Source organism: Humitalea rosea (assembly GCF_003253705.1).
Classification (GTDB): domain Bacteria; phylum Pseudomonadota; class Alphaproteobacteria; order Acetobacterales; family Acetobacteraceae; genus Humitalea; species Humitalea rosea.
The window spans coordinates 33,019-58,099 of the sequence record NZ_QKYU01000003.1 but is presented as its reverse complement, the minus strand read 5'-3'; the positions used below and the strand labels follow the sequence as shown (position 1 = coordinate 58,099).

Here is a 25,081-nt window from a genome sequence, read left to right as displayed (position 1 = left end):
CTTCCGGTGGCACCAAACCCGTTCAGTCAGAGCAGTTCAGGCGCGACCGACTCCGGCAGCCCGATCCCGAAGGTGTTCAAGGTCATCGAGACCATCGCGTAGTAGCCGAGCAGGCCCACCAGCTCGACCATGCCACGCTCGCCCAAGGCGGCCACACCCTCGGCATAGAGCGCCTCCGGCACCCCTCGCGTCTCCAGCAGGCTCTGGCTCACGTTATAGACGGCCCATTCGGCCGGCGTGGTCAGCCCCGGGCGGCGGCGCGCGGCGATATCGGAGATCACCGCCGCGGCGAGGCCGGCTTCCAGCGCCGCGCGCTTATGCGCGATCCATTCGTAATGGCTGGTCCAATGCCGCGCGGTCAGCAGGATCGCCAGCTCCGACAGCACGGGGCCGAGCATCGTCTCGTAGCGGCAGAACTCGCCGAGCGTCTGGGCGCGGCGGGCGAGTTCGGGGCTGGCGAGCCAGGCGATCATCGGGCCGGGAATACGGCCGCGGCGGCCGGCGGTGACCTCGGCGACGGCCTGGGCCTGCGCGGCGGTCCAGTCCTTCTCGGCAGGCAGGGCAATGCGGCAACGGTCGGTCAAACGGGCTTCCTCCAGGCGGTCGGGAGCAGGCTAGCGAAATCCCGCGCCGGACCACAGCCCCGGCCAGGTCAGTCCCCGGCCAGGGTCAGTCCCCGGCCAAGTCAGTCCCCGGGCAGGTCAGTCACTGTCCGCCGGGTCCGGGTTCGGGATATAGGCATGGGATGGCATCTGCTTTCGCACCGCTCCGGCACCCGGCGTTCCGCATGTTGTGGTGGGCAAACCTCGCGGCCAATGCCGGGATGTGGGTGCAGAACACCGGGGCGGGGTGGTCGATGACCACGCTCGACCCTTCCCCGATCATGGTCTCGCTGGTGCAGGCCTCCTCGATGCTGCCGGTTTTCCTGCTGGCGCTGCCGGCGGGGGCGCTGGCCGATATCCTCGACCGGCGATTGTTCCTGATCGCGGCGCAGCTCTGGATGGTGGCGGTGTCGCTGCTGCTCTGCGCCCTGGCCTGGGGCGGGATGCTTGGGCCGTGGAGCCTGCTCGCGCTGACCTTCGCGGTGGGCGCCGGGACGGCCATGACCTTTCCGGGCTGGGCCGCGACCACGCCCGAGCTGGTGCCGCGCAGCGACCTCGTGCAGGCGATCGCGCTGAACGGCATCGGCTTCAACCTCGCGCGGTCGCTCGGGCCCGCGGTCGGCGGCTTCGTCATCGGCTGGTTCGATACTGCCGCGTCCTTCGCATTGAATGCCATCTGCGCCAGCCTGCTGCTGATCGCGCTGCTGTTCTGGCGACGGGAGGCGTCGGAGGCGAACCGCACCCTGCCCAAGGAGCACTTCCTGTCAGCGATGCGGGCCGGGGTCCGGTTCGTCGCCGCCTCGCCCCTGCTGCGGGCGACGATCCTGCGGGCCCTGGCCTTCTTCTTCTTCGGCGCGGCGGTCTGGGGCCTGCTGCCGCTGCTGGTGCGCGAACAGCTCGGCCTCGGCCCGGAATCCTATGGTCTGATGCTGACGGCGATGGGGTCAGGGGCGGTGGGCGGCGGCTTCGCCCTGCCCTGGCTGCGCGCGCGGGCCGACCGGTCGAAGATCGTGCTGATGGGCACCATGCTGTCCGGGGCGTCGCTGGCGCTGCTCGGGGTGTCCTTCCACTGGTTCGTGGCCGGGATCGGCATGGTCGGCTACGGCATCTCCTGGATCACGGTGGCGAGCACCTTGCAGGCCTCGGCGCAATTCGCCGCACCCGGCTGGGTGCGGGCGCGGGCGATCGCGATCTACCAACTGAGCTTCTTCGGCGCGCTGGCGGCGGGATCGACCTTGGCCGGCATCGCCGGGCACATCGTCGGGCTGCCGGTGACGCTGGTGTCCTTCGGCGTGCTCGGGGCCATCGCCTCCTGGCTCGTGCGGCGGGCACAGATCGAGGCACCGCTCACCGCCGAGGCCGAGACGATCCCCACGCCAGCCCGCCCGGATGCTCCCTCGGCCGATCTGATCCAGGCCTTGGGCGAGCAGTCCGGCCGGGTGCTGGAGGTCGTGCGCTACACGATCCTGCCCGCCGATCGCGCCGCCTTCCTGGCCGCCATGGCCGAATGCCGCCGCGTGCGGCTGCGCGGCGGCGCGGTGACCTGGCGCCTCTATGAGGATGTCGCCCTCCCGGAACGCTGGATCGAGCTATGGGCGGTGGAAAGCTGGACCGACCATCTGCGCGAAACCGCCCGGCTGACCCCGGAGGACAGGGCCGTTCTGGCGCGTGCCGCCAGCCTGCAGATCGCGGGCAGCACGCCGGAGCTTGCCCGCTACCTCAATGTACTGCCGGAAGGGGGCCGAGGGTAACAACCTCCCGCCCCTCCTCCACCATCTCGCCCACCGCGCAGCCGATATGGACGACGATGCCATCGGCCGGTGCCGCGAGGCGTATCTCGGTCTTCATCGCCTCGATCACCGCCAGCACCTGGCCCCGGACCACCTGATCGCCCACCGTTGTGGAAATGGCGGCGACGCGGCCCGGGATGGGCGCCGAGAGACGGCCATCGACCGCCGCCGCGCCCCCCGCCGGCGCCATCGGATCGGCGAAGCCGAGGCGATACGTGATGCCCGCCAGGGTCACGCGGTCCTCGAACACCTGGGCACGGAAGACCTGCTCGCCCCAGCTCACGAGCAGGGCGCCATCATCGAGCGCATGGGCCGAAATCGCGGCACTCTCGCAACCGGGCAGCGCCACCTGCCAGGGTGTCTGCCGCGGCCGGGTCAGGATCAGGCTGTGCCGGTCATCGCCATCCAGCAGCACCATCCGCAAGGTCGCCACGCCCTGGAGGCGGAAGCCGTCGGCCCGCGCCCAGGGGTCGTCCCCGCTCGCGACCGGCAGGCGGGCGGCGATGGCCGCGGCCATGACGCGGAGGGGCGCCACGCCGCGCGCGGGCAGCAGATCCTCCGCATGGCGGGCGATGAAGCCGGTGTCGAGCGCGGCCGCATGCAGCGCCGGATGGCGGATGATGCGCCGCAGCAGCCCGAGGTTGGTCGCCGGCCCCGCGACCTCGGCCGTCGCGAGGGCCTCGGCCAGCCGCGCCAGGGCCTCCGCCCGCGTTGGGCCATGGGCGACGAGCTTGGCGATCATGCTGTCGTAATAGGGGGTGACAACGTCGCCCTGCCGTACGCCCGTCTCCACTCGCAGGCTGGCGTCGGCTTTGGGCATGGTGAAGCGCGTGAGGCGGCCGGTGGAGGGGCGCCAGTCCTGATCGGGGTCCTCGGCGCAGAGGCGGACCTCGACGGCATGGCCCTTGGGCGCCGGGGGCCAGGAGGCGGGCAGCGCCTCGCCCGAGGCGACCCGGAGCTGCCATTCGACCAGATCCAGGCCCAGGACCATCTCCGTGACCGGGTGCTCGACCTGCAGCCGGGTGTTCATCTCCAGGAAGGAGGCCTGGTCGCCCTCCACCACGAATTCCACGGTGCCGGCGTTGTGGTAGCCGGCGGCACTGGCGGCGGCGACGGCGCTGGCCTCCAGACGGGCGATCATTTCGGCCGGGAGCGCCGGGGCCGGGGCTTCCTCAAGCACTTTTTGATGGCGGCGTTGCAGGGAACAGTCGCGGGTGGAAAGGGCCACGACGCGTCCAAAAATATCGCCGAACACCTGGACCTCGACATGGCGCGGGCGTTGCAGCCAGCGCTCCAGCAGCACGCGGTCATCGCCGAAGGCGGCCAGGGATTCGCGGCGGGCGGCGGCGAGTTCGGTGGCGAACTCATCGGCATCACTCACGCCGCGCATCCCGCGGCCACCGCCGCCCGCCGTCGCCTTGATCAGCAGGGGCGTGCCGATGCGGGCGGCCTCGGCCAGCAGGCGGGCGTCGGATTGGTCCTCGCCATGGTAGCCGGGCAGGATCGGTGCGCCAGCCGAGGCCGCGAGCGTCTTGGCCGCCGCCTTGCTGCCCATGGCGCGAATGGCGCTGGCGGGCGGGCCGACGAAGCGAAAACCGGCGGCGACGCAGGCCTCGGCGAAATCGGCGTTCTCCGACAGGAAGCCATAGCCGGGATGGATGGCCTCGGCCCTCGTGCGGCGGGCGGCGTCAAGGATGGCATCGGCGCGGAGATAGGAGTCCCGCGCCGGCGCGGCGCCGATCGCCACGGCCTCATCGGCCATGGCGACATGCAGGGCGTCGCGATCGGCCTCGCTGAACACGGCGATGCTGCGGATGCCAAGGCGACGGCAGGTGTGGATGATGCGGACGGCGATCTCGCCGCGATTGGCGATGAGGAGCGACTGGATCACATCCGGAACAGTCCGAAGCGGGTTTCCGGAATGGGCGCGTTCAGCGCCGCGGCGAAGGCGAGGCCCAGCACGTCGCGCGTCTCCGACGGCGCGATGATGCCGTCATCCCAGAGCCGGGCGGTGGCGTGATAGGGGTCGCCCTCGACCTCGTATTTCTGGGCGATGGGGGCCTTGAAGGCCGCCTCCTCCTCCGCCGACCAGGCGCCGCCGCGCCCCTCGATGGTGTCGCGGCGCAAGGTTGCCATCACGGCGGCGGCCTGCGGCCCGCCCATCACGGAGATGCGGCTGTTCGGCCAGGTGAACAGGAAGCGCGGCGAATAGGCGCGCCCGCACATCCCATAATTCCCCGCGCCAAAGCTGCCGCCGATCAGCACGGTGATCTTCGGGACATTGGTGGTGGCGACGGCGGTGACGAGCTTGGCGCCATCCTTGGCGATGCCGCCGGTCTCGTATTTGCGGCCGACCATGAAGCCCGAGATGTTTTGCAGGAACAGCAGAGGAATGCGGCGCTGGCTGCACAGCTCGACGAAATGCGCGCCCTTCTGGGCGGATTCCGAGAACAATATCCCGTTGTTGGCGATGATGCCGATGCGGATGCCATGGATATGCGCGAAGCCGCAGACGAGCGTCGCGCCATAGCGCGCCTTGAACTCGTCGAACTCGCTGCCGTCCACCAGGCGCTCGATGATGTCGCGGACCTCATAGGGGGTGCGGACATCCTCGGGGATCAGCCCGTCGATGTCGTCATGCAGCGGCGGGCGCACCGGGGCGCGCCCGGGCACGGGCTGCGCCGGGAGGGTCGCGACGATCCGGCGCAGACGGCCGAGCGCGTCGAGGTCGTCCAGCGCGAAATGATCGGCGACGCCGGAGAGGCGCGTGTGCACATCCGCGCCGCCGAGATCCTCGGCGGTCACGATCTCCCCGGTCGCGGCCTTCACCAGCGGCGGGCCGGCGAGGAAGATCGTGCCCTGGTCCTTGACGATGATCGCCTCGTCGCACATCGCCGGCACATAGGCCCCGCCGGCGGTGCAGGAGCCGAGCACGGCGGCAAGCTGCGGAATCCCCGCCGCCGACATATTCGCCTGGTTGAAGAAGATGCGGCCGAAGTGGTCGCGATCCGGGAATATCTCATCCTGGTTCGGCAGGTTCGCGCCGCCGCTATCGACCAGATACAGGCAGGGCAGATTGTTCTGCGCCGCGATCTCCTGCGCCCGCAGATGCTTCTTCACCGTCAGCGGGTAGTAGGAGCCGCCCTTCACCGTGGCGTCATTGGCGATGATGACGCAGAGCCGGCCGGAAACGCGGCCGATGCCGGAAATCATGCCCGCGCCAGGCACCTCGCCGCCATACATGCCATGGGCCGCGAGCGGCGAGAATTCCAGGAAGGGCGCACCGGGGTCGAGCAGCGCCTCGACCCGCGCGCGCGGCAGCAGCTTGCCACGCGACTCATGCCGGGCACGGGAGGCTTCGGTGCCGCCGAGGGCCGCAGCCTCGGTGCGTTCGCGCAAGGTCGCGACCAGCCCCTGCATATGCGCACGGCGGGCGGCGGTCTCCGCGGCGCTCATGCGGATTCCCGGAAGATCTCGCGCCCGATCAGCAACCTGCGGATTTCGCTGGTGCCGGCGCCGATCTCGTAAAGCTTGGCATCCCGCAGCAGCCGCCCGGTCGGGTAGTCGTTGATATAGCCATTGCCGCCGAGGATCTGGATCGCATCGAGCGCCGCCTTGGTCGCGGCCTCGGCGGCGAAGAGGATCGCGCCGGCGGCATCCTTCCGGGACGCGCGGCCGGCATCGCAGGCGCGGGCGACGGCATAGACATAGGCGCGGGCGGCGTTCAGCGCGGTGTACATATCCGCGACCTTGCCCTGGATGAACTGGAACTCGCCGATCGGCTGCCCGAACTGCCTGCGCTCATGGATATAGGGCACGACCACATCCAGGCAGGCCTGCAAAATGCCCAAGGGACCGGCGGCCAGCACCGCGCGTTCGTAATCCAGCCCCGACATCAGCACCCGAACGCCGCCGTTGAGCACCCCCAGGATATTCTCCTCGGGAACTTCGCAGTCCTGGAACACAAGCTCGGAGGTCGGCGAGCCGCGCATCCCCATCTTGTCCAGCTTCTGGGCCGCCGAAAAACCGGGGAAATCGCGCTGCACGATGAAGGCGGTGATGCCCTTCGGCCCGGCCTCGGGATCGGTCTTGGCATAGACGATGATCACCTCGCCGTAATGGGCATTGGTGATCCACATCTTGGTGCCGTTCAGCACCCAACGGTCGCCGCGTTTTTCCGCGCGCAGCTTCATGGAGACGACATCGCTGCCCGCCCCCGGCTCGCTCATCGCAAGCGCGCCAAGATGCTCGCCGCTGATCAGCTTGGGCAAATATTGCGCGCGCTGGGCCAGGGTGCCGTTGCGCTCCAACTGGTTCACGCAAAGGTTGCTATGCGCGCCGTAGGAGAGGCCGACGCTGGCCGAGGCGCGGCTGACCTCCTCCATCGCCACGCAATGCGCGAGATACCCCATGCCGCTGCCGCCGCGTTCCTCGGCGACGGTGATGCCATGCAGGCCAAGCGCCCCCATCTCCGGCCAGAGGTAGCGCGGGAATTCATCCGTGCGGTCGATCTCCGCGGCGATTGGGGCGATGCGGGTGGCGGCGAAGCCGCGCACGCTGTCGCGCAGCATATCCACATCCTCGCCCAACCCATGGTCGAGCTGCGGCAGGGTCGTGGTGTTCGAGAGCATGGTCAGGCGCCTCCGTCCTCTGTGTCGCGCGCGCCGAGGCTCGCGCGCAAGGCCCCCCGCATGATCTTGCCGGTCGCGGTCATCGGCAGGGTCTCGGCGAAGACCACCTCCCGCGGATAGGCATGGGCGGCGACCTGGCGGCGGACATGGTCCTGGATCGCGATGGCAAGGGCCGCATCCGGGGCGAAGCCCGGGGCGGGCACGATGACCGCGGTGACCCGCTCGGTCCGCAGCGCATCCGGCAGGCCGATGACGGCGGCCATGGCGACGGCGGGGTGGCGCAGCAGGCTGTCCTCGATCTCCCCCGGCCCGATGCGGTAGCCGGCCGAGGTGATCACATCATCGTCCCGGCCGAGGAAGAAGATATCCCCCTGCCCGTTCATCCGCCCGCGATCCCCGGTCAGCAGCCAGTCGCCGCGGTATTTCGCCGCCGTCGCCGCCGGATTCTGCCAGTAGCCGAGGAAGGCCACCGGATCGGGAGTGCGGACGGCGATCACGCCCTCCTCGCCCTCGGGCGTCGGGCTGCCATCCTCGGCCAGGATCGCGACCTCATGCCCCGGCACCGCGCGGCCCATGCTGCCGGGGGCGCGGGGGAAGCGGGAGGCGCAGCCGGCGATGACGAGGTTGCATTCGGTCTGGCCGTAGAATTCATTGATGCTGACGCCGAATGTCTCCTGCCCCCAGTCCAGCAGCCCATCGCCCAGGGTCTCGCCACCCGAGCCGAGGCTGCGCGGGCGGGCGCCGAAGCGGGCCGCGACCGGCACGGCGCGCAGCATCTTCAGCGCCGTCGGCGGCAGGAAGGCGTTGCGCACGTCATGCGTCGCCATCAGGCTCAGCGCCGCCTCGGGGTCGAATTTCCGGAAGCGATGCGCGAGCACCGGCACGCCGCAGTAGAGCGCCGGCAGCAGCACATCCAGCAGCCCGCCGATCCAGGCCCAGTCGGCCGGGGTCCACATCAGATCGCCGGGCTGGGGGAAGCCGTCATGTGGCATCTCCACGCCCGGGAGATGGCCGCGCAGCACGCGATGGCCATGCAGCGCGCCCTTGGGGCTCCCGGTGGTGCCGCTGGTATAGATGATCAGCGCCGGATCATCCCCACCGGTCGCAAGCGCGGCATGGGTATCGGCGGCGCGCGCGGTCTCCGCGGCGTAGTCCAGCGCGCCGGGCCCGCCGCCGAGCGCCAGCACCAGCGGCACGCCGATCCCCTCCACCAGCCCGGCGCCGGCGGTATCGGTGATCAGCGCGGCACAGCCGCTGTCGCGCAGCCGGAAGGCCAGCGCCTCCGGCCCGAACAGCACGAAGAGGGGCACGGCGATGGCCCCCATCCGATAGGCCGCGAGATGTGCCACCGCGACCTCCGGCCCCTGCGCCAGCAGCACGGCCACCCGGTCCCCCCGCCGCACCCCATGGGCCGCGAGGGTATTGGCAAGCCGGGCGGAGGCGGCGCGCAGCCGGTCGAAGGACCAGGTTTCGAGCTGGCCATCATCCCGCAAATGATGGATGGCGGCGCGGCCGCTGCCATCGGCCCAGCGGTCACAGGCCTCGGTCGCGATGTTGCAGACGGGCGGAATGGCGATCATGGCACGGGACGCAGGTCCTCGATGACCTTGCCGTCGTTCGGCAGGCTGCCGGGCGGGGCCATCGCCACCGTGCCACGCAGCTTGGTCGCATCCGCGAGGGCTGCGGCGAGGCGCTCGGCGAGCGTCGGGTCGCCCTCGGCGCGCAGGGTCAGCACGTCGCGGGTGCCATCCAAGGTGACGACCAGCCGCAGCCGCCCGGCGGCGGGCACCGCGCGGGCGATGGCCGCGATTTGCTCCGGCCGAATGAACATCCCCCGCACCTTGGCCGCCTGGTCGGCGCGGCCCATCCAGCCGCGCAGCCGCATGTTGGTGCGCCCGCAGGGCGAGAGCCCCGGCAGCACCGCCGAGAGATCACCGGTGGCGAAGCGCACCAGCGGCCAGGCGGTGGTGGCGGACAGGGTGGTGACGACAACCTCGCCGACCTCCCCCTCGGGCAGCGGCTCGCCGGTGCCGGGGCGGAGGATTTCCACCAGCACCCCCTCATCCACCACCAGCCCGTCATTCGCCTCGGTCTCATAGGCGATGACGCCGGCATCGGCGCTGGCATAGGACTGGCGGGCGGCGATGCCGCGCGCGGTGTAGAAGGCGCGCAGAGCCGGTAGATAAGCCCCGCCCGAGACATGCGCGACCGCGAGGCTGGTGAGGTCAAGGCCCAGCTCGTCGCCCTTCTCCAGCACCGTCTTGAGGAAGTCGGGTGTGCCGCACCAGCCGCGCGGGCGCAGCAAGGCGATGGCGCGGGCCTGCTGCTCGGTGTTGCCGGTGCCGCCCGGGAACACCGGACAGCCGAGGGCATGCGCGCCCGCCTCCAGCATGTAGCCCGCCGGGGTGAAGTGGTAGGCGAAGCAATTATGCAGCAGATCCCCAGGGCGCAGCCCCGTGGCCGTCAGCGCGCGGGCGAAGCGGAAGGGGTCGGGGCCGTAGCCATGGCCCTCCACGATCGGCCCCGGCGAGAGGAAGACCCGGGCGAGGCTGCCGAGCGGGGCGGCATTCATGCCCCCGAAGGGCGGCGCCGCCCCCTGCCCCGCGACCAGATCGGATTTGCGCAGCACCGGCAGGTCGGCGAGCGGCACTTCCGGCATGTCGCGATAGGCCGCCGCCCGCCGGGCATGGGCCAGGGCCGCCGGCAGTTCCCGCGCGATATCGGCGGCGCGCTGGTCCGGGCTGCGATATTCTGGGCTACGATATTCGAGGCTCATAGCCACCGCTTCCGTCGCTTGAAGGATTTCAGGTTGCGGAAGGATTTCCGTTCCGCGCCATGACCGCCGAGGTAGAATTCCTTCACATCCTCATTGTCGGCGAGCTCCGCGGCGGTGCCATCCAGCACCACCTTGCCCTGCTCCATGACATAGCCATAGGAGGCGACGGAGAGCGCCATGCGCGCATTCTGCTCGACCAGCAGGATGGTCACGCCGAGGTCCTGGTTGATCTTGCGGATGATGCCGAACACCTCCTGCACCAGCAGCGGCGAGAGGCCCATGGAGGGCTCGTCCATCAGGATCAGTTTTGGCCGCGCCATCAGCGCGCGGCCGATCGCCAGCATCTGCTGCTCACCGCCCGAAAGGTAGCCGGCCAGGCCGGTGCGTTCCTTCAGGCGGGGGAAGTAGCCATAGACCCGTTCGATGTCGTCCCCGACCTCACGGTCGCGGCGGGTGAAGGCGCCGAGGCGGAGATTCTCCAGCGCCGTCATATCCGAAACGATCCGGCGGCCTTCCATGACCTGGAAGATGCCGCGGCGAACGATCAGATGCGGATCGATGCCATTGATGCGTTCGCCGGCGAAGGTCACATCACCCCGCGTGACCTCGCCATCCTCGGTCTTCAGCAGGCCTGAGATCGCTTTGAGCGTCGTGGATTTCCCCGCGCCATTGGCGCCGAGCAAGGCGACGATCTCGCCCTTCGGCACCTTCAGCGACAGGCCGCGCAGCACCAGGATCACGTCGCTGTAGACGACCTCGATGTTGTTCACTTCGAGGAGCGGCGGGACCTCGGGCTGCGCGGCGCTCATGCTGCTACCAGCCGAGCCATTCGCGGCGGCGTTCCAGCTCGATCACCGTCACCGGCTCCAGCTTGATGGTGCCGGCCGCAACGAGGTCGGCGACCGAACCCTGCGAGGTGTCGCCCGAGACCTTGGCGCGATAGAGTGCCACTCGCATCGTGCCGCGATGATCGTCGGGCGCGAAGGAGGACGGGCTGCACAGCCCCTCGAAGCCGCGCGGCACCCAGTTCTGGCGGGCGTAGAAGCCCTCGCGGATGCGTTCGCCGGTGATGGCCCCGCCACCTTCGGCCGCGGTGTCCATCGCCTCGGTCATCAGCATCGCGGCGCACATGCCGGCGAGATAATGCACGGTGCGATAGGCGGTGCCGGTGGGGTCGGAGATGCGGCTGATCTGCCGCGCCGTCGTCATCCCAGGCGCATCCTGGCCCCAGACCACGGCGGTGCGGACCGGGAAGACCACGCCATTGGCGGCGGTGCCGGCGGCCTTCATGGCGTTCTCATCCATGCCCCAGACATTGCCGAGGAACTGCACCTGCACCCCCGCCGTCTGGCAGGCCCGCAGCACCGAGAGGTTGGAGCCCGCGGTATTGCCGAGATAGGCGTAATTCGCACCCTGATTACCCAAGGTCAGGCATTGCGCGGTGTAGTCGCCTGGCGTCAGCGCGAACTGGATGGCGGGCAGCACGTCGAAACCGAGTTCGCGCGCAAGGCTCTCACCGGCCTCTTTCGGCGAGTTCGGATAGGGGTGGTTGGCGCCCATATGGACGTATTTCGGCCGGCCGGCGCGGCCGCTGCGGTCCCAATCCTGCTTGGCCCATTGCAGCATCCCGCGCAAAGCGTCGCTGTAGGAGGGGCCGTAGAAGAAGTTGAACGGTGTCGCCTCCACACCCTGGCGCCCGCTGCGCCCTGCAGCATCGGTCAAAGCGGCGGAATAGGAACCGGAGATGTAGGGGATGCGGTCCCGCGTCACGAACCGGGTCAGCGCCTCGGTATCCGCCGTGCCCCAGCCCTGGATGGCGACGACGCGGTCGCGCGACCAGGCCTGGTACTGGCCGACCGCGCGCGGCGCGGCATAGCCGTAGTCGAAGCCGAGGACATTCAACTGGCGCCCGGAGATGCCGTTGCGGGAGGCGTTCACCCAGGCGAGGGTATCGGCGACACCTTGGCCATAGGGCAGGCCGACGTCCGAGGTCGCGCCGGAATTGTCCATCAGATGGCCGACCGGGATGCGTTGCTGCGCCACGGCGGGCCCGGCAAGACCGATGGCCGCTGCGGCCGCCAGCAGGAATGAGCTTTTCATAGTCGTTCGCCTCCGTTTGCTTTGCACGCCCGCCTGTTCCGGCGGATCAGTGGGAATAGGGGTAGAGCTTCCAATACGCCTTGATCAACCGCCATCGATGCGCGAGCCCATTGGGTTCGAACACCAGGAACAGGATGATCGAGGCACCGACCATCATCTCGCGCAGGAAGGAGATGTTGGCGCCCAGTTTCAGCGTGCGATCGATGGCGCCGCCCGCGAGCTGGTCCACCAGCGCCTGCACAACCTCGGGCAGCAGCACCATGAAGGCGGCGCCCAGCAGGCTGCCCATCACGCTGCCGAGCCCGCCGATGATGACCATGGCGAGGAACTGGATCGAGAAGAGGATGTTGAAGGCCTCGACCGAGACAAACAGGAGGTAATGCGCATAAAGCGCGCCGCCGATCCCCGCGTAGAAGGAGGAGATCGCGAAGGAGAGCGTGCGGTAATAGGCAAGGTTGATGCCCATGACCTCGGCCGAGAGGTAGTGGTCGCGCACCGCCACCAGCGCCCGCCCGTCGCGGGTGCGCATGAGGTTTGCGGCACCGACAAACATCAGCACGACGAAGCCGAGCACGATGTAGAAGTAGCTTTCCTCGCGGTCGAAGACGATGCCGGCGATGCTGACATTCTCAGTCATGCGGCCGGCAACGCCGCCGGTGAACCAGCGCGCGCGGGCGAAGAAATCCTCCAGGATGAACTGCGCGGCGAGGGTGGCGATGGCCAGGTACAGCCCCTTCAGCCGCGCCGCCGGCAGGCCGAAGATCAGCCCCACCACCGCCGTGCCGAGCCCCGCCAGCGGGATGCAAAGGATGACAGGAATATGGAACTCCTCATGCAGCCAGGCCGACATGAAGGCGCCGAAGCCGAAGAAGGCGGCATGGCCGATGCTGATCTGCCCGGTGAAGCCGACGAGGATGTTGAGCCCGAGGGCCGCGATCCCGAGCGTGCCGATATTGATCAGCAGCCCCAGCTCATATCGGCCCAGCACCAGCGGCGCCGCGCAGGCCAGCACGATACCGAGCAGCATCGCGATACGGCTGTTGCGCGTGGGGAAGATCGTCATGTCGGCGGCGTAGGAGGTGCGGTAGTCGCCCGCCGGGGTCAGGGCCACCATGTCTCAGACCCGCTCGATGTTCTTGGTGCCGAACAGCCCATAGGGCTTGATCAGCAGGATCAGCACGAGGGCGTAGAAGGGCGCGATCTGCGTCATGTTGCCCCAGTTCAGGAATTCGCTGTCCACCCATTGCGCGAGGTTTTCCAGCACGCCGACGATCAGCCCACCCAGCACCGCGCCGATGATGGAATCCAGGCCGCCCAGGATGACCGCCGGGAACACCTTGATGCCGTAGAAGGACAGCGCCGAGGACACGCCATTCACCACCCCCACCACCACGCCCGCGACCGAGGACACCACCGCCGAAATCGCCCAGGACATCGCGAACACCCGCGGCACCGAGACGCCGAGCGATTGCGCCACCTGCTGGTCAAAGGCCGTGGCCCGCATCGCCAGCCCGTGCTTGCTGTAGGTGAAGAACCACCAGAAGCCGAGCATGATGAACAGCGAGACGACGAGCGAGAGCAGATAGACCGGCTGCACCTGCAACCCCAGGACCTGCACCCGTTCGGTGGCGAAGATCGGCGGGAAGGGCTTGGCGAAGACGCCGAACATCCATTTCATCAGCGCCTGGAAGAAGATCGACATGCCCACCGTCGCCATGATGACGCTGATGACCGGCTCCCCGATCAGCGGCCGCAGCACCACCACCTGCAGGATGATCCCGAACAGCGTCATGAAGCACATGGTGACGAGGAAGCCGGCCCAGAACGGGATGGGATAGGTCGTCAGCAGCCACCAGCAGACCCAGGCGCCGACCAGCAGGAACTCCCCTTGCGCGAAGTTCACCACCTGGGACGCCTTGTAGATCAGCACGAAGCTCATCGCGACCACGCCATAGAGCGCGCCGACGATCAGACCATTGAGCAGCAGCGGAAAGAACAGGGTGAAATCCACGATCTTCTCCTCAGGCGGCCAGCGGCGAGGCGACGGTCAGGCTGGTCCGCACCCGCTGCGTGGTGCCGTCCTGGAACTGGATCACCGTATCCACCGGGATGGCGGCATCGCCGCGATAGATGGCGTCGATGATCTGGCCGTATTTCTGGTTGATGACGCCGCGGCGGACTTTCCGCGTGCGCGTCAGCTCGTCGTCGTCGGCGTCGAGTTCCTTGTAGAGCAGCACGAAGTCGCGGATGCGCTGCGGCTCGGGCAGGGTGGCGTTGACCTTCACTACCTCCTCCCGCAGCAGCGCCAATACCTCCGGCCGCGAGGCGAGGTCGCTATACGTCGTGAAGGCGATACGCTGGCGTTCCGCCCATTTGCCGACGATCTGGAAGCGGATGCAGATCAGCGCCGCGAGATGCGGCCGGGCATCGCCCAGCACCACGGCCTCGGCGACGAAGGGGCTGAACTTCAGCTTGTTCTCGATGAACTGCGGGCTGAAGCGCTCGCCGCCGCTGGTGGTCGCGATGTCCTTGATGCGATCGATCACCACAAGCTGCCTGGTCTTGTCGAAGTAGCCGGCATCCCCGGTGTACATCCAGCCGTCCCGCATGTCCGGGGTCTCGGCCACGTTCAGGTAGCCGCGGAACATGTTGGGGTGCCGCGTGACGATCTCGCCGACGCCGTTGCGATCCGGGTCCTCGATCCGCAGCTCCACCTCCGGCCCCATGGGCACGCCGACCGTGTCGAAGTTCACCGCATCGGCGCGGTGCAGCGTATAGGCCCCCAAAAGCTCGGTCTGGCCGTAGAGCTGGCGCAGCGGCACCCCCATCGCCTGGAAGAAGCGGAACGTCTCGGGCCCCAGCGCGGCCCCACCGGTCGCGGCCGAGCGCAGCCTCGAAAACCCCAGCCGGTCGCGCAGCGCGCGAAACAGCAGCACATCGGCGAGCCAGGAGCGCTTGCCCTTGGCCAGCGCCGCGAGGCCGAGCCGCATGCCGAGGTCGAACAGCCAGCGCTTCATCGGGCTCGCATCCATGACGCGGGCCCGCACCTCGGCGGCCAGGCTTTCCCATACCCTGGGCGCGAAGAGCACGAAATGCGGCCCGATCTCGCGGAAATCGGCCATCATCGTCTCGGGCTCCTCGACGAAATTCACCCGCATGCGGGAGACCAGCCAGAAGCCGAGGACGTAGATCTGCTCCATGATCCAGGGCAGCGGCAGCACCGAGACGTAATCCTCCTCCGCACCGCGCGGATCGAAGCGCAGATACATCTCCACATGCCGCACCAGGCAGCCCGCCGGCAGCAGCGCCAGTTTCGGCCGCGCCGTGGTGCCGGAGGTGGTGCAGAGGATCGCGATATCCTCGCCATTGCCGGCCGCGACCAGGCGCGCGTAATGCCCCGGGTCGGCTGCATGCGCCGCGGCACCTTCGGCCAGCAGATCGCTCAACGGCCGCAGCCGCGCATCCTCGTATTTCCGCATCCCGCGCGGATCGCCGTAGATGATGTGGCGCAGCAGCGGCAGGCGGTCGGCGACGTTCAGCAGCTTGTCGACCTGCTCCTCATCCTCGGCCAGCACCACCGTCGCGGCGGCGAAGTCGAGCAGGTAATGGACCTCATCCTCCAGCACGTCGCGATACAGCCCGAGCGAGCGCGCGCCGATGGCATGGGCCGCGATCTCCCCCATCACCCAATCCGGCCGGTTGTCGCCGATCAGCCCCACGACATCGCCCGCGCCCACGCCCATCACATGCAGCCCGAGCGCCATCTGGCGCGTGCGGGCCTGCACCTCCCCCCAGCTCAGCGCGGTCCAGATGCCGAGGCGCTTCTCGCGCATCGCCGTTTCGCCGCCATGCTCGGCGGCGTTGCGCGCCAGCAGCTTGGGCAGGGTATCGGCGCTCACGCCTCGACCTCCTCCCCCAGATAGGCGCTGCGGACGCGGGGATGGGCCATCACCTCCTCCGGGCTTCCGATCGCGATCTGGCGGCCGAAATCCAGCACCATGACGCGGGTCGAGATATCCATGACCACGCCCATGTCATGCTCGATCATCAGCACCGTCATCCCCCATTCCTCGTTGAGGTCGACGATGAAGCGGGCCATGTCCTCCTTCTCCTCAAGGTTCATGCCCGCCATGGGTTCATCCAGCAGGATGAGCTGCGGTTTCAGCGCCATGGCGCGCGCCAGCTCCACCCGCTTGCGCAAGCCGTAGGAGAGCGTGCCCGCCGGCGCCTTGCGCACCGCCTGGATCTCCAAAAAATCGATGATCTCCTCGACCTCGCGCCGATGCGCGATCTCCTCGCGCTGCGCGCCGCCGAGCCACCACAGCATGCCCTGCACCACGCCGGAGGAGAGGAGGTGGTGCCGCCCGACCATGATGTTGTCGAGCACGCTCATGTGCCCGAACAGCGCCAGGTTCTGGAAGGTGCGGCCGATGCCGAGCGCCGCGCGGCGGTTGGTGGCGACGCGGGTGATGTCGCGCCCCTGCCAGAGGATACTGCCTTCGGTCGGGCGGTAGCGGCCGGAGATGCAATTGACCATCGAGGTCTTGCCCGCGCCATTCGGCCCGATGATGGAGAAGATCTCCCCCCGGTTCACGGAGAAGGAGACATCGGTCAGCGCCCGCACCCCGCCGAACCGGAGGGAAACGTGGTCAGCGGCCAGAATCGGCGCGTCTTCGCCCACAGGCGGCTCCCCGGATGTTTTCTTCCCTTGGCAGGGATGATGGAGCGGCGGGGCCGCGGTCGCAACCGGCGTTATTGACGGCGGGCCCGGGCGGTGGCCCCTTCAGCCGCCATGTCCGACACGCCCCTGGAGCAGGCCGCCCGCGCCGCCCGCGCCTGCACCCTTTGCGCCGCCGCCCTGCCGCTGGGGCCGCGGCCGATCCTGCAGATCGGGGATGGGGCGCGGCTGCTGATCACCTCCCAGGCGCCGGGGACCAAGGCGCATCTGTCGGGCACGCCCTTCCTCGACCCCTCCGGCGAGCGGCTGCGGGGATGGCTGGGGCTGGGGGTGGATGCGTTCTACGACACGACCAAGGTCGCCATCCTGCCCTGCGGCATGTGCTACCCGGGGCGGCTGCCGCGCGGCGGCGATGCGCCGCCCCGGCCGGAATGCGCGCCGGCCTGGCATCCGCGCATCATGCCGTTGCTGAAGGATGTGCGGCTGCGGCTGCTGGTCGGCGGCTATGCCATCCGCCTGGTGCTGGGGCCGCGCATGGGGCTGGAGACGGCGGTGCGGGGCTTTGCCGGGCATATGGCGGAGGGGCTGTTTCCCCTGCCCCACCCGTCCTGGCGCACCATCGGCTGGGCGCAGCGCAACCCGTGGTTCGAGGCCGAGGTGCTGCCGGCGCTGCGCCTCGCGGTCGCGCGGGCGCTGGCCTAGCCCTCTCCCTCCAGCCGGGTGATCTCCGCATCCGAGAAGCCGAAATGATGCGCGATCTCATGGATCAGCACATTGCGGATGAGGCGGAACAGATCCTCCCCGGTCTCCACCCATTCCACCAGGATCGGCTCGCGGTAGAGCAGCACCGTATCCGGCTGGGCGGGCACATCGCCGAAGCTCCGCTCGGTCAGCGGCGTGCCGCGATAGAGCCCTGTCAGCTCCCAGGGGTGTTCCAGCCCCATCTCCTCCAGGGTGTCATCATCGGGCACCTCCTCCACCAATATGGCGAGGCCGCGCACATTCTCGCGCAGTTCGGAGGGGATGGCGCCAAGGGCGCGCTCGGCCATTTCGAGCAGGTCATCGATCGCGGGGGGCGTTGTGTATCGCATGGGCGCATCGGCTCCGATGGCACGGGCCGCGTCAATGCCCATCTCGGTGAAGGAGGCCCCCCATGACAGAAAACATCGCCCTCGTGAAACTCTCCCCCGCCGAACGGGCCGGGCTGGCGCAGAGCCTGCCGCAATGGCAGCCGCGGCCCGACCGCGACGCCATCCACCGGAGCCTGCGCTTCAAGAATTTCTCCGAGGCCTGGGGCTTCATGAGCCGCGTCGCCTTGCTGGCCGAGGCGCAGGACCACCACCCGGAATGGACCAATGTGTGGAATAGGGTGGAGATCACCCTGACCACACATGACGCGGGCGGGCTGTCCCCGCGCGATGTGGCGCTGGCTCAGGCGATCGAGGGGCTCCTCGCCGGCTGACCCGGCCAGCCCGCCATCGCCCGCACCTCCGCCGGGCTCCGCCCCGCCTCGCGCAGGCTCGCCAGCGTCGCCGCCCCATCCCGCTTGGCCAGCCGCCGCCCCGTGCCATCGGTCAGCAGCCGGTGGTGCGCGTAATGCGGCTCCGGCCAGCCGCAAAGCGCCTGCAACAGCCGCTGCACATCGGTCGCGGCCAGCAGATCCTCCCCCCGCGTGACCAGCGTCACCCCCTGCACCGCGTCATCGTGGGTGACGCAGAGGTGGTAGGAGGCCGGCGTATCCTTCCGCGCCAGCACCACATCGCCGAAGCGCGCGGGATCGCAGCGCAGGCGCCCCCGCCCCGCCTCGCAAAACCACAGATCCCCAGGCACCACGGCCAGGGCGCGACCCATGTCCAGCCGCAGCGCATGCGGCTGCGCCAGCCTCGCCGCGCGCTGCGCCCGCGTGGGGTCGCGGCAGGTGCCGGGGTAGACCGCGCCCTCCGGCCCATGCGGCGCCGCCCCCGCCGCCGCGATATCGGCGCGGGTGCAGACGCAGGGGTAGAGCAGCCCCCGCGCGTCCAGCGCCTCCAGCACGGCGCGGTACTCGGCCATATGCCGCGACTGCACCCGCACCGCGCCATCCCATTCCAGGCCGAGCCAGTCCAGGTCGCGCAGGATGGCCTCGGTGAATTCGGGGCGGCAGCGCTGACTGTCGATATCCTCGATCCGCAGCAGGAACCGGCCGCCCGCGGCGCGCGCGGCCGAAAAGCCCGCCAGCGCCGAATGCGCGTGGCCGAGATGCAGCAGCCCGGTCGGGCTCGGCGCGAAGCGTGTGGTCAGGGTCATGTTGCGGGGCCGCCCCGCCCGCGATAGCCAAGGACCGCAGCAAGGGGCAAGAGCGATGCCGATATTGGACGGGCCACATTGGGGGCCGAAGACCGGGCCGGCGAAACATCTGGTGGTGCTGCTGCATGGCGTGGGGGCGGATGGGAACGACCTGATCGACCTCGCCCCCGGCTGGGCCGGGGCGGCGCCCGAGGCGCAGTTCTGGTCCCCGCATGCGCCCGAAGCCTATGACCAGGCAGGCCCCGGCTTCGGCCGGCAATGGTTCAGCCTCGCCGATCGCACCCCGGCGCGCCTGGCGGCCGGGCTCGCGGCGGCGCGGCCGGTGCTGGATGCCGCCATCGCGGAACGCTGCGCCTCACTCGGGATTCCGCTCAGCCATGTCGCGCTGGTGGGCTTCAGCCAGGGGGCGATGACGGCACTCTCCTATGGGCTGCGGCGGGCCGAGCCACCGGCGGCGATCCTGGCCTATTCGGGCGGGCTGCCGGATGTGGCGGGGCTGGCGGAGAGCATCGCCTGCCGCCCCCCGGTGCTGCTGGTGCATGGCGAGGATGACCAGGTGGTGCCCGCCTCCGCCTCGCGCGGGACCGAATCCGCGCTGCGGGCGCTTGGTGTGCCGGTCGAGTCGTTGTTCTGCCCCCGCCTCGGCCATGGCATCGATCAGGCCGGAATCAGCCGTGGGGCGCTCTTTCTGCAGCGATCTTTCGCCATGTTGGAGCCTGGTTGAGCCCGGTTCCATGACGCAGGGATGAAACCCCGTTGCATGGCGGTTGACCCCTGTGCCCTGCACGATGAAGCTGCATTCCAGATCACGGCGGCACCAGAAGTTTCGGGGCCTTACCGCCGGTCAGGCCCCCGGGCGTTCGGACCGCTGCCGCATCCCTGCGGTGGAAGGAGCAAACCGTGCCCGATGGCGGAATGGCTCTGGGCAACCAACTGGCCCATGGCACCCAACTTGCCCTGGGCGGTCAGACGTTCCCGGCTTTGGTATTGAACGCAGATTTTCGGCCTCTGTCGTATTTTCCGCTGTCGATCTGGTCCTGGCAGGACGCAGTGAAGGCGGTGTGGCTCGATCGCGTCTCGGTACTCAGTGAATATGAAACCGCGGTGCATTCGCCGCGCATGACCATGCGCCTGCCCAGCGTCATCGCGCTGAAGGAATACATCCCCTCGGCGCGGCGTCCGGCCTTTACCCGCTTCAACGTCTTCCTGCGGGATGAATTTTCCTGCCAATACTGCGGCGTGGACCGGCCCTCGCATGATCTGACCTTCGACCATGTGATCCCCCGCTCGCGCGGTGGCCGCACCACCTGGGAAAACGTCGTGACGGCCTGCGGCCCCTGCAACCTGCGCAAAGCGGCGATGCTGCCGAAGGAGTGCCGGATGTACCCGCGGCAGACGCCTCGGCAGCCGACCTCCTGGGAATTGCAGGATAATGGGCGGTCCTTCCCGCCGAATTATTTGCATGAATCCTGGCGCGACTATTTGTACTGGGACAGCGAGCTGGAGAGCTGACGCCGCGACCGGGAAGCGGGCCTCGCGATCTCCTCGCGCCAAAACTTCCCCCCGCGGGCGATCAGCCCTGCGCCACGGCCTCGGCCAGGGCGCGGCCGACATCCTGCGTGCTCGCCTGGCCGCCGAGGTCGCGGGTGCGTGGTCCGCCCTCGGCCAGCAGGCGCTCGATCGCATCCAGGATCGCCGCGGCGGCCGCCGCCTCGCCCAGATGCTCCAGCATCATGGCGCCCGACCAGATCTGCCCGATCGGGTTGCAGATGTTCTTGCCCGCGATGTCGGGGGCCGAGCCATGCACCGGCTCGAACATGCTCGGATGCGCGCGCTCGGGGTTGATGTTGGCCGAGGGCGCTATGCCGATCGAGCCCGCCACGGCGGGCCCCAGATCCGAGAGGATGTCGCCGAACAGGTTGGAGCCGACCACCACGTCGAACCAATCCGGGTGCTGCACGAAATGCGCGCAGAGGATGTCGATGTGGAACTGGTCGGTGGTGATCCCCGGATACTGCGCCGCCATCTCGGCGAAGCGCTCGTCCCAATACGGCATGGTGAAGGTGATGCCGTTGGATTTGGTGGCCGAGGTCACCTTCCGCCGCTTGCGCGTCATCGCCAGTTCGAAGGCGTATTTCATCACCCGGTCGCAGCCGACGCGGGTGAAGACGCTGTCCTGCGTCACGAATTCGCGCGGCGTGCCGGGGAACATGCGGCCGCCGGAGCTGCTGTATTCGCCCTCGGTGTTCTCGCGCACCACGATGAAGTCGATGTCGGCGGGGGTGCGGCCGGCGAGCGGCGTGCGCGTGCCCGGCATCAGCTTGCAGGGACGCAGCGAGATATACTGGTCGAAGCCGCGCCGCATCGGGATCAGCAGGCCCCAGAGCGAGATATGGTCCGGCACCCCCGGCCAGCCCACGGCGCCCAGGAACACGGAATCCGAGGTGCGGAGCTGGTCCAGCCCGTCCTCGGGCATCATCCGCCCGGTTTCCTTGTAAGTCTCGCAGGACCAGTCGAAGTGCTTCAGTTCAAGGTTGAAGCCGAAACGCCGCGCGGCGGCATCGAGCACGCGCAGGCCCTCGGGCACCGTTTCCTTGCCGATGCCGTCACCGGGCAGCACGGCGATGCGGTGGGTACGCGCCATGGATGTTCTCTCCTGTCGGGCCAGCCCGTCTTTACGCAGGCAGGGTACGGTCGCCCTCACCGAGGGGCTTCTGCATGTTCACGACATCGACCCAGCGGCCGAATTTGAACCCGGTCGATTTGAACGTGCCGGCAGGCTTGAAGCCGAGCGAGACATGCAGCCCGATCGAGCCGACATTGTCGGAATCGCCGATCACCGCCAGCATCTGGCGGAACCCCGCCGCCTCCGCCCGGGCCAGCAGCACCGCGACGAGGGACTTGCCCACGCCCTGGCCAGCCACATCGGGGCGGACATAGACGCTGTCCTCGGCCGTGAAGCGATAGGCGCTGCGGTCGCGATACTGCGCGAAATAGGCGTAGCCCTGCACGATGCCGCCATCCTCGGCGACCAGCCAGGCCCAGCCGGCGGCCTGCACCTTGGCGATGCGCGCGGCCATCTCGGAGGCCGGTGGCGGCGTCTCCTCGAAGGTCCCGGTCCCATGCAGGACATGATGGGCATAGATCACGGCGATGGCGTCGGCATCGGCGGCGGTGGCGTCACGGATCGGCATGGCATCGGCCTAACGCAGCGGAAGGCTCCTTGCAACGGGGCCGGCCTGCGCCGGTGGGGCGGCGAAAAACAACGGGGCGCGCAAAGGGCCGGACAGGCTCACCCCGGCAGCCCGGCCTCCGCCGCCACGCGCACGGCCAGGGCCAGCAGGGCACGGTCGCGCCCCGGCCCCGCGACCAGAGACAGCCCGACCGGGGCGCCATCATGCCGCGCGACCGGCAGCGTCACTTCGCAAAGCCCGGCGAGGCCGGCGATGGCGGTGACCGACATGGTCGCCTCCCGCACCGCCTGCTGGGTCGCGAGATCGGCGCCGAGACGCGGCGCGGGCGCCGGGCTGGTCGGATAGGCCAGCACTGCCCCGCCGGCCAGCAGCGCGCGCATCCGGGCCTGGATCAGGCTGCGGAACGCCCGGCCGCGCGCGGCGAGCGCCGGGGCGAGGTCGCGGGCGGCCTCGAAGCGTTCCTTCACGCCAGGGCCGAAGGCCGGGCCGGTCGCCTCGACCCAGGGGCCAAGCGTCGTCCAGGCCTCGGCCGCCTGGGCACAGCGGAAATTATCGTAGAAGGCGACCAGCCCCTCCGGCGCCACATTCAGCGCCAGCGACGGGCCCAGCACCCGCTCGGCGGCGGCCAGGCCCGGTTGCAGTGCCGTCGCCACCTGCGGCAGTGCATTCACCCAGGCTTCCTGCACCCGCAGCAGCGGCCCGAGGCCGAGTTCGCCATTGCTGGGCAACAGCACATCGCCGACCCGGCGCAGCACGCCCGCGGTGGAGGCGAACCAGCCCGCGGTGTCGAAGGAGGGGCCAAGGCCGCAGGCCCCGGTCAGGTTCACCGCCCCCCAGGACGGTCGGATGCCGAAGATGCCGCAATAGGAGGCCGGGATGCGGACCGAGCCGCCGGTATCCGAGCCCAGCGCGAAATCGACGAGCCCGCCCGCCACCGCCGCGGCCGAACCGCAGGACGATCCGCCGGGAAACCGGTCCGGCGCCGCGGGGTTGATGGGGGTGCCGTACCAGATATTCTCGCCGGTCAGACCATAGGCGAGTTCCACGGTCTTGCTCTTGCCCGCGAGGCTGGCGCCGGCGGCGACCAGATCCGCGATGATCGGCGCCGAGGCGACTGCGGGCGGATGCGTGCGCGCCCAGTCCGGATTGCCGTAGCCGGTGACATGGCCGGCAATGTCGAACAAATCCTTGGCGCAAAAGCTCAGCCCTGCCAGCGGCCCCTCGGGTGCGCCGGCAAGGGTCGCGCGCGGGCCGGGCATGAAAGCGCCATAGGGATCGGATGGATCGGACATGACGCTGTAACCCCCCGCGCGGTTCGGTCGCGGCGATCGGGCCGGTAACCAACCGTTACAGCTTAGGCATAGCCTGATGCCGGCCCAGAGCCAAGCGCCGGCTTGCCGGCACCGGGCCGGGGCGCCCCTTCAACCCCGGGCGCGGATCGCGGCCAGCCCCTCGCGGGGGGCGCCGGTATGGTCGATATTGGCCTCATCCAGCCAGGCGAGCAGCGCGTCGCGGCAGGCCGGCCATTCATCGGCCAGGATCGAGAACATCGCCGTGTCCCGCCGCCGCCCCTTGATCACCAGTGCCGCGCGCAGCACGCCCTCGGGCACGAAGCCGAGCCGCAGCGCGGCGGTTTTGGAGGCCGCGTTCAACGCATTGCACTTCCAGACCAGACGCCGGTAGCCGAGGTCATCCATGACATGGCGCATCAGGATCGCCATCGCCTCGGTGGCGCCGCGGGTCCGGCGCAGGCGGGGACCGAACCAGATATGGCCGATCTCCACCGCGGCATTGCCGGGCTGGATGTCCATCAGCGACAGCCAGCCCTCGATGGCGCCAGAACGATGCGCGCGCACCGCCCAGACCAGGGGATCATGCGCCGAGGCGAAGGCTGCGACCTGGGCGCGCAGCGCCGCCTCGGTCGCGAAGGGGCCATAGCCCATCCAGGACCAGCTCGCGTCCTGCCCCTGCACCGCCCGCCACAGATCGGGCACATGGCGGACATGCAGAGGTTCGAGGTCGATGACCCCGCCGCGATGCGGCACCCGCGCCGGCAGCGGCCGCGGCGTCGCATCGAGCAAGGGCCCCACGGGATTGCCCCAGGTGTCGGTCGTCGGATCGGTGGTCATGGCAGGCTCCTGCACCCCGGCCGCGCCGCCGTCCAGATGGGCCGCGTTGCGTCGCAGCACGCGTGGAGGCATAGCAGAGCCCATGTCCGCCAGCGCCGCCCCCTCGCCCTTCCTCGAAGAAACCGTGACCCACGTCCATCACTGGACGGACCGGCTCTTCACCTTCCGCTGCACCCGCGATCCGGGGTTCCGGTTCCTCGCGGGGCAATTCGCCATGATCGGGCTGAAGGTCGATGGCCGACCGCTGCTGCGCGCCTATTCCATGGTCTCCCCGCCCTGGGACGACGGGCTGGAGTTCCTGTCGATCAAGGTGCCGAACGGGCCGCTGACCTCCCGCCTGCAGCACATCCAGGTGGGCGACACCGTGCTGATCGGGCGCAAGGCGACCGGCACGCTGCTGCTCGACAACCTGCTGCCGGGCGAGACGCTCTGGCTGCTCGGGACCGGCACCGGCCTTGCGCCCTTCCTCTCGGTGATCCGCGAGCCCGAGACCTGGGACCGCTTCCCCCGCGTCGTGGTCAGCCATACCGTCCGCCAGGTGGCCGAGCTCGCCTATCGCGACATGATCGCCGCCCTGCCGCAGGACGAGATGCTGGGCGAGCTGTTGGCCGGCAAGCTGCTGTATCTGCCCTCGGTGACGCGCGAGCCCTTCCCGATGCGCGAGCGGATCACGACCCTGCTCGCCAGCGGCCGGGCCGCGACCCATCTCGGCCTGCCGCCGCTGTCGCCGGAACGCGACCGCTTCATGCTCTGCGGCAGCCCCGAGATGCTGGCCGAGACCAAGGCGCTGCTGACCGAACGCGGCTTCGTCGAGGGCTCGTCCTCCAGCCCCGGGCACTACGTCATCGAAAAAGCCTTCGTCGAGAAATAGCAGCACGATCCGGCGTCAAACCAA

The 25,081-nt window shown here is 69.4% G+C and carries 24 protein-coding genes; 6 read left to right on the top strand and 18 right to left on the bottom strand.

The features are described from left to right. Positions 1–26 precede the first annotated feature (26 nt). On the bottom strand, positions 27–584 hold the full coding sequence (locus C8P66_RS03395) for a carboxymuconolactone decarboxylase family protein (protein ID WP_111396744.1): 558 nt from the start codon (positions 582–584) through the stop codon (positions 27–29). A gap of 161 nt (positions 585–745) precedes the next feature. On the opposite strand from C8P66_RS03395, the gene C8P66_RS03390 reads away from it, so the two are divergent. Further along, a complete protein-coding gene (locus C8P66_RS03390) occupies positions 746–2,353 on the top strand; it encodes an MFS transporter (RefSeq protein ID WP_111396743.1) in 1,608 nt (535 codons plus the stop codon). Here C8P66_RS03390 and C8P66_RS03385 read toward each other — a convergent pair. From C8P66_RS03385 to C8P66_RS03335, 11 genes are read right to left on the bottom strand one after another with little or no spacing between them, the layout of a single operon-like run. Next, positions 2,322–4,283 carry an acetyl/propionyl/methylcrotonyl-CoA carboxylase subunit alpha gene (locus C8P66_RS03385; RefSeq protein ID WP_111396742.1) on the bottom strand — a complete coding sequence of 654 codons (1,962 nt, stop codon included), beginning with the start codon at positions 4,281–4,283 and terminating at the stop codon, positions 2,322–2,324. The genes C8P66_RS03390 and C8P66_RS03385 overlap by 32 nt on opposite strands. Beyond that, entirely contained in the window at positions 4,280–5,848 is a 1,569-nt protein-coding gene (locus tag C8P66_RS03380; RefSeq protein WP_111396741.1) for a carboxyl transferase domain-containing protein, read from the bottom strand. Before C8P66_RS03380 ends, C8P66_RS03385 begins: the two co-directional genes overlap by 4 nt. Continuing rightward, positions 5,845–7,023, bottom strand: coding sequence for an isovaleryl-CoA dehydrogenase (locus C8P66_RS03375; RefSeq protein ID WP_111396740.1), 1,179 nt, complete (start codon positions 7,021–7,023; stop codon positions 5,845–5,847). Before C8P66_RS03375 ends, C8P66_RS03380 begins: the two co-directional genes overlap by 4 nt. A 2-nt stretch (positions 7,024–7,025) precedes the next feature. Further along, positions 7,026–8,603 (bottom strand): acyl-CoA synthetase, encoded by a 1,578-nt coding sequence (locus tag C8P66_RS03370; protein WP_111396739.1) that lies wholly within the window; start codon positions 8,601–8,603, stop codon positions 7,026–7,028. Then, positions 8,600–9,799 carry a phenylacetate--CoA ligase family protein gene (locus tag C8P66_RS03365; RefSeq protein ID WP_111396738.1) on the bottom strand — a complete coding sequence of 400 codons (1,200 nt, stop codon included), beginning with the start codon at positions 9,797–9,799 and terminating at the stop codon, positions 8,600–8,602. Before C8P66_RS03365 ends, C8P66_RS03370 begins: the two co-directional genes overlap by 4 nt. Next, a complete protein-coding gene (locus tag C8P66_RS03360) occupies positions 9,796–10,608 on the bottom strand; it encodes an ABC transporter ATP-binding protein (protein ID WP_111396737.1) in 813 nt (270 codons plus the stop codon). The genes C8P66_RS03365 and C8P66_RS03360 overlap by 4 nt, the downstream gene beginning before the upstream one ends. A 4-nt stretch (positions 10,609–10,612) precedes the next feature. Further along, on the bottom strand, positions 10,613–11,899 hold the full coding sequence (locus C8P66_RS03355; protein WP_111396736.1) for an ABC transporter substrate-binding protein: 1,287 nt from the start codon (positions 11,897–11,899) through the stop codon (positions 10,613–10,615). Between the two features lie 46 nt (positions 11,900–11,945). Continuing rightward, entirely contained in the window at positions 11,946–13,013 is a 1,068-nt protein-coding gene (locus C8P66_RS03350; protein WP_111396735.1) for a branched-chain amino acid ABC transporter permease, read from the bottom strand. Between the two features lie 3 nt (positions 13,014–13,016). Next, complete coding sequence (locus C8P66_RS03345) at positions 13,017–13,910, bottom strand: branched-chain amino acid ABC transporter permease (protein WP_111396734.1); 894 nt, start codon at positions 13,908–13,910, stop codon at positions 13,017–13,019. A 10-nt stretch (positions 13,911–13,920) separates the two neighbouring features. Further along, positions 13,921–15,798 carry an AMP-binding protein gene (locus C8P66_RS03340; protein WP_245903184.1) on the bottom strand — a complete coding sequence of 626 codons (1,878 nt, stop codon included), beginning with the start codon at positions 15,796–15,798 and terminating at the stop codon, positions 13,921–13,923. Further along, positions 15,795–16,580 (bottom strand): ABC transporter ATP-binding protein, encoded by a 786-nt coding sequence (locus tag C8P66_RS03335; protein WP_111396733.1) that lies wholly within the window; start codon positions 16,578–16,580, stop codon positions 15,795–15,797. Before C8P66_RS03335 ends, C8P66_RS03340 begins: the two co-directional genes overlap by 4 nt. Before the next feature lie 111 nt (positions 16,581–16,691). On the opposite strand from C8P66_RS03335, the gene C8P66_RS03330 reads away from it, so the two are divergent. Next, positions 16,692–17,279 (top strand): uracil-DNA glycosylase family protein, encoded by a 588-nt coding sequence (locus tag C8P66_RS03330; protein ID WP_111396732.1) that lies wholly within the window; start codon positions 16,692–16,694, stop codon positions 17,277–17,279. On the opposite strand, the gene C8P66_RS03325 is transcribed toward C8P66_RS03330, so the two are convergent. Continuing rightward, the gene (locus tag C8P66_RS03325) at positions 17,276–17,668 is read right to left on the bottom strand and encodes a metallopeptidase family protein (protein WP_111396912.1); all 393 of its coding nucleotides are present in this window, start codon (positions 17,666–17,668) and stop codon (positions 17,276–17,278) included. The genes C8P66_RS03330 and C8P66_RS03325 overlap by 4 nt on opposite strands. A gap of 62 nt (positions 17,669–17,730) precedes the next feature. Between C8P66_RS03325 and C8P66_RS03320 the strand changes: the two genes are divergently transcribed. Continuing rightward, a complete protein-coding gene (locus C8P66_RS03320) occupies positions 17,731–18,039 on the top strand; it encodes a 4a-hydroxytetrahydrobiopterin dehydratase (RefSeq protein ID WP_111396731.1) in 309 nt (102 codons plus the stop codon). Here C8P66_RS03320 and gluQRS read toward each other — a convergent pair. After that, positions 18,009–18,863 (bottom strand): tRNA glutamyl-Q(34) synthetase GluQRS, encoded by an 855-nt coding sequence (gene gluQRS / locus C8P66_RS03315; RefSeq protein ID WP_111396730.1) that lies wholly within the window; start codon positions 18,861–18,863, stop codon positions 18,009–18,011. The genes C8P66_RS03320 and gluQRS overlap by 31 nt on opposite strands. Before the next feature lie 55 nt (positions 18,864–18,918). Between gluQRS and C8P66_RS03310 the strand changes: the two genes are divergently transcribed. Further along, positions 18,919–19,587, top strand: coding sequence for an alpha/beta hydrolase (locus C8P66_RS03310; RefSeq protein WP_111396729.1), 669 nt, complete (start codon positions 18,919–18,921; stop codon positions 19,585–19,587). A 191-nt stretch (positions 19,588–19,778) separates the two neighbouring features. Further along, positions 19,779–20,375, top strand: coding sequence for an HNH endonuclease (locus C8P66_RS03305; protein ID WP_111396728.1), 597 nt, complete (start codon positions 19,779–19,781; stop codon positions 20,373–20,375). A 61-nt stretch (positions 20,376–20,436) separates the two neighbouring features. Here the strand turns inward: C8P66_RS03305 and C8P66_RS03300 are convergent, their stop codons facing one another. From C8P66_RS03300 to C8P66_RS03285, 4 genes are all read right to left on the bottom strand, one after another. Next, positions 20,437–21,507 (bottom strand): tartrate dehydrogenase, encoded by a 1,071-nt coding sequence (locus tag C8P66_RS03300; protein WP_111396727.1) that lies wholly within the window; start codon positions 21,505–21,507, stop codon positions 20,437–20,439. 31 nt (positions 21,508–21,538) lie between these two features. After that, a complete protein-coding gene (locus tag C8P66_RS03295; protein WP_111396726.1) occupies positions 21,539–22,057 on the bottom strand; it encodes a GNAT family N-acetyltransferase in 519 nt (172 codons plus the stop codon). A gap of 98 nt (positions 22,058–22,155) precedes the next feature. After that, positions 22,156–23,349 (bottom strand): amidase, encoded by a 1,194-nt coding sequence (locus C8P66_RS03290; RefSeq protein ID WP_111396725.1) that lies wholly within the window; start codon positions 23,347–23,349, stop codon positions 22,156–22,158. A gap of 129 nt (positions 23,350–23,478) precedes the next feature. Beyond that, positions 23,479–24,246: a GNAT family N-acetyltransferase gene (locus C8P66_RS03285; RefSeq protein ID WP_245903183.1), complete on the bottom strand. Its 768-nt coding sequence runs from the start codon at positions 24,244–24,246 to the stop codon at positions 23,479–23,481. Between the two features lie 22 nt (positions 24,247–24,268). Between C8P66_RS03285 and C8P66_RS03280 the strand changes: the two genes are divergently transcribed. Continuing rightward, positions 24,269–25,057, top strand: a complete 789-nt coding sequence (locus tag C8P66_RS03280; RefSeq protein WP_111396724.1) for a ferredoxin--NADP reductase — start codon at positions 24,269–24,271, stop codon at positions 25,055–25,057. Positions 25,058–25,081: the final 24 nt, after the last annotated feature.

Excerpts from the sequence above, each read along its gene's own strand:
- C8P66_RS03390 (WP_111396743.1), top strand. The coding sequence starts at position 746 with ATGGCATCTGCTTTCGCACCGCTCCGGCACCCGGCGTTCCGCATGTTG.
- C8P66_RS03380 (WP_111396741.1), bottom strand. The coding sequence starts at position 5,848 with ATGAGCGCCGCGGAGACCGCCGCCCGCCGTGCGCATATGCAGGGGCTG.
- C8P66_RS03375 (WP_111396740.1), bottom strand. The coding sequence starts at position 7,023 with ATGCTCTCGAACACCACGACCCTGCCGCAGCTCGACCATGGGTTGGGC.
- C8P66_RS03370 (WP_111396739.1), bottom strand. The coding sequence starts at position 8,603 with ATGATCGCCATTCCGCCCGTCTGCAACATCGCGACCGAGGCCTGTGAC.
- C8P66_RS03365 (WP_111396738.1), bottom strand. The coding sequence starts at position 9,799 with ATGAGCCTCGAATATCGTAGCCCAGAATATCGCAGCCCGGACCAGCGC.
- C8P66_RS03360 (WP_111396737.1), bottom strand. The coding sequence starts at position 10,608 with ATGAGCGCCGCGCAGCCCGAGGTCCCGCCGCTCCTCGAAGTGAACAAC.
- C8P66_RS03355 (WP_111396736.1), bottom strand. The coding sequence starts at position 11,899 with ATGAAAAGCTCATTCCTGCTGGCGGCCGCAGCGGCCATCGGTCTTGCC.
- C8P66_RS03350 (WP_111396735.1), bottom strand. The coding sequence starts at position 13,013 with ATGGTGGCCCTGACCCCGGCGGGCGACTACCGCACCTCCTACGCCGCC.
- C8P66_RS03330 (WP_111396732.1), top strand. The coding sequence starts at position 16,692 with ATGTCCGACACGCCCCTGGAGCAGGCCGCCCGCGCCGCCCGCGCCTGC.
- C8P66_RS03325 (WP_111396912.1), bottom strand. The coding sequence starts at position 17,668 with ATGCGATACACAACGCCCCCCGCGATCGATGACCTGCTCGAAATGGCC.
- C8P66_RS03320 (WP_111396731.1), top strand. The coding sequence starts at position 17,731 with ATGACAGAAAACATCGCCCTCGTGAAACTCTCCCCCGCCGAACGGGCC.
- gluQRS (WP_111396730.1), bottom strand. The coding sequence starts at position 18,863 with ATGACCCTGACCACACGCTTCGCGCCGAGCCCGACCGGGCTGCTGCAT.
- C8P66_RS03310 (WP_111396729.1), top strand. The coding sequence starts at position 18,919 with ATGCCGATATTGGACGGGCCACATTGGGGGCCGAAGACCGGGCCGGCG.
- C8P66_RS03305 (WP_111396728.1), top strand. The coding sequence starts at position 19,779 with ATGGCTCTGGGCAACCAACTGGCCCATGGCACCCAACTTGCCCTGGGC.
- C8P66_RS03300 (WP_111396727.1), bottom strand. The coding sequence starts at position 21,507 with ATGGCGCGTACCCACCGCATCGCCGTGCTGCCCGGTGACGGCATCGGC.
- C8P66_RS03295 (WP_111396726.1), bottom strand. The coding sequence starts at position 22,057 with ATGCCGATCCGTGACGCCACCGCCGCCGATGCCGACGCCATCGCCGTG.
- C8P66_RS03290 (WP_111396725.1), bottom strand. The coding sequence starts at position 23,349 with ATGTCCGATCCATCCGATCCCTATGGCGCTTTCATGCCCGGCCCGCGC.
- C8P66_RS03280 (WP_111396724.1), top strand. The coding sequence starts at position 24,269 with ATGTCCGCCAGCGCCGCCCCCTCGCCCTTCCTCGAAGAAACCGTGACC.